Source organism: Methylibium sp. T29-B (assembly GCF_000576225.1).
Classification (GTDB): Bacteria; Pseudomonadota; Gammaproteobacteria; order Burkholderiales; family Burkholderiaceae_C; genus Methylibium; species Methylibium petroleiphilum.
In genome coordinates, this window is the sequence record NZ_AZSN01000303.1 from 1 (window position 1) to 2318 (window position 2318).

The following is a 2318-nucleotide window of genomic DNA, read 5'->3' on the forward strand; positions in this document are numbered from 1 at the left end:
CAGCGGCGCGCGGCTCGGCATCGTCGGGCTGGGCCGCATCGGTCGCACGATCGCGCGGCGCGCGCTCGGCTTCGACATGGCGATCCGCTACCACTCGCGCCGCCCGGTCGCCGACGCGCCCTGGCCGCACGAACCGTCGCTGGTGGCCCTGGCCGAATGGGCCGACTTCCTGGTGGTCATTGCCGCCGGCGGTGCTGGCACGCGCCACCTCGTGGACGGCGCGGTGCTCGGCGCGCTCGGCCCCGAAGGCTTCCTGGTCAACGTCTCGCGCGGCTCCGTCGTCGACGAGGCGGCGCTGGTGCACGCTCTGGTCGAGCGGCGCATCGCCGGTGCGGCGCTCGACGTGTTCGAGCACGAGCCACAGGTGCCGGCCGCACTGCGCGCGCTGGACAACGTGGTGCTGCTGCCGCACATCGCCAGCGCCACGCGCGAGACGCGCCAGGCGATGGGCCAGCGCGTGCTGGACAACCTGGCGCTGTTCTTCGCCGAGGGCCGGCTGGTGACGGCCGCGCCGCTGGACTGATCGATCAACGAACGGACCCACGAACGCCGAGAGGATGACCATGAGACCCAACCGCCTGCGCGAGATCTGGAAGAGCGGCGGCGCCGCCCTGAACGGCTGGCTCGCCATCCCCAACAGCTTCTCGGCCGAGACCATGGCCCACCAGGCTGGGACGCACTCACCATCGACCTGCAGCACGGCGTGGTCGACTACCAGGCGATGGTCCCGATGCTGCAGGCCCTCTCCACCACGGCCACCGTGCCGGTGGTGCGCGTGCCCTGGCTCGAGCCCGGCATCCTGATGAAGACGCTGGACGCCGGCGCCTACGGCGTGATCTGCCCGATGGTCAACACCCGCGAGGACGCGCAGAAGCTGGTGGCCTGGACCCATTACGCGCCGCGCGGCACGCGCAGCTTCGGGCCGGTGCGCGCGCTGCTATACGGCGGCGCCGACTACGCGCAGCACGCCAACGACACCATCGTCACCTTCGCGATGATCGAGACCGCGCAGGCGCTCGACAACCTCGACGACATCCTGTCGGTCGAAGGTCTCGACGCCATCTACATCGGGCCCTCGGACCTGTCGCTGGCGCTCGGCTGCACGCCGACCTTCGACGACGTGGACCCGCCGGTGGCGCAGGCGATCGACCACATCCTGGCGCGCGCCAAGGCGCACGGCGTGGTGGCCGCGATCCACAACGGCAGCCCCGAGGCCGCGCTCGCGCGCATCGCCAAGGGTTTCCAGTTCGTCACCGTGAGTTCGGACGCGCGGCTGATGGCCGCCGGCGCGCAGCAGGTGGTGGCGAAGATGCGCGACCGCCCGACGCCGGGCAGCGCACAGGGCTATTGATCCACGCACAGAGAAGGACCTCACCATGAAGATCGGATTCATCGGCCTGGGCATCATGGGCACGCCGATGGCGCTGCACCTGGCGGCCGCCGGCCACACGTTGTTCGTCCACACCCGCGGCAAGCTGCCCGAGGCGATCGCCGCGTCGGCCGCGCAGGCCTGCGCCAACGCGGCCGAGGTGGCGCGCAACGCGGAGGTGGTGTTCACCATGCTGCCCGACACGCCGGACGTCGAGACCGTGCTGTTCGGTGCGAACGGTATCGCCGCCGGCCTGGAGAGCGGCGCCGGCAGCGCGCGCAAGGTCGTCGTCGACATGAGCTCGATCTCGCCGATGGCCACCAAGGCCTACGCGCAGCGTATCAACGCGCTCGGCGCCGACTACCTGGACGCGCCGGTGTCCGGCGGCGAGGTCGGTGCCAAGGCGGCGTCGCTGACCATCATGTGCGGCGGCGACGAGGCGGTGTTCGCGCGCGTGCGCCCGCTGCTCGAGACGATGGGCAAGAACATCACGCTGGTCGGTGGCAACGGCGACGGCCAGACGACCAAGGTGGCCAACCAGATCATCGTCGCGCTCAACATCGCGGCGGTCGGCGAGGCCTTGCTGTTCGCCAGCAAGGCCGGCGCCGACCCGGCCAAGGTGCGCCAGGCGCTGATGGGCGGCTTCGCGGCCAGCCGCATCCTGGAAGTGCATGGTGAACGCATGATCAAGCGCAGCTTCGCGCCGGGCTTCCGCATCAAGCTGCACCAGAAGGACCTGGGCCTCGCGCTGCAGGGCGCGCGCGAACTGGGCGTGTCGCTGCCGCAGACGGCCGGCGCGGCTCAGCTGATGCAGGCCTGCGCCGCCAACGGCATGGCCGACCTCGACCACTCCGCGCTGGTGCGGGCGCTGGAGCTGATGGCGGGCCACGACGTGGCCGCGGCCTGAGCGACCGTGACCGCCGCCACCGCGATCGATCGCCGGCCGCTG

At 71.5% G+C, this 2318-nt stretch carries 2 protein-coding genes and 1 pseudogene; all 3 read left to right on the plus strand.

Annotation, left to right across the window (positions count from 1 at the left end):
- A partial coding sequence (locus Y694_RS21385) for an NAD(P)-dependent oxidoreductase (RefSeq protein WP_036236471.1) occupies window positions 1–523 on the plus strand: 523 nt, incomplete at its 5' end.
- A gap of 40 nt (window positions 524–563) precedes the next feature.
- Window positions 564–1351, plus strand: a pseudogene (locus Y694_RS21390) (HpcH/HpaI aldolase family protein).
- Between the two features lie 25 nt (window positions 1352–1376).
- Entirely contained in the window at window positions 1377–2276 is a 900-nt protein-coding gene (locus Y694_RS21395; protein WP_036236474.1) for a 2-hydroxy-3-oxopropionate reductase, read from the plus strand.
- Window positions 2277–2318 lie beyond the last annotated feature (42 nt).

Excerpts from the sequence above, each read along its gene's own strand:
- Y694_RS21395 (WP_036236474.1), top strand. The coding sequence starts at position 1,377 with ATGAAGATCGGATTCATCGGCCTGGGCATCATGGGCACGCCGATGGCG.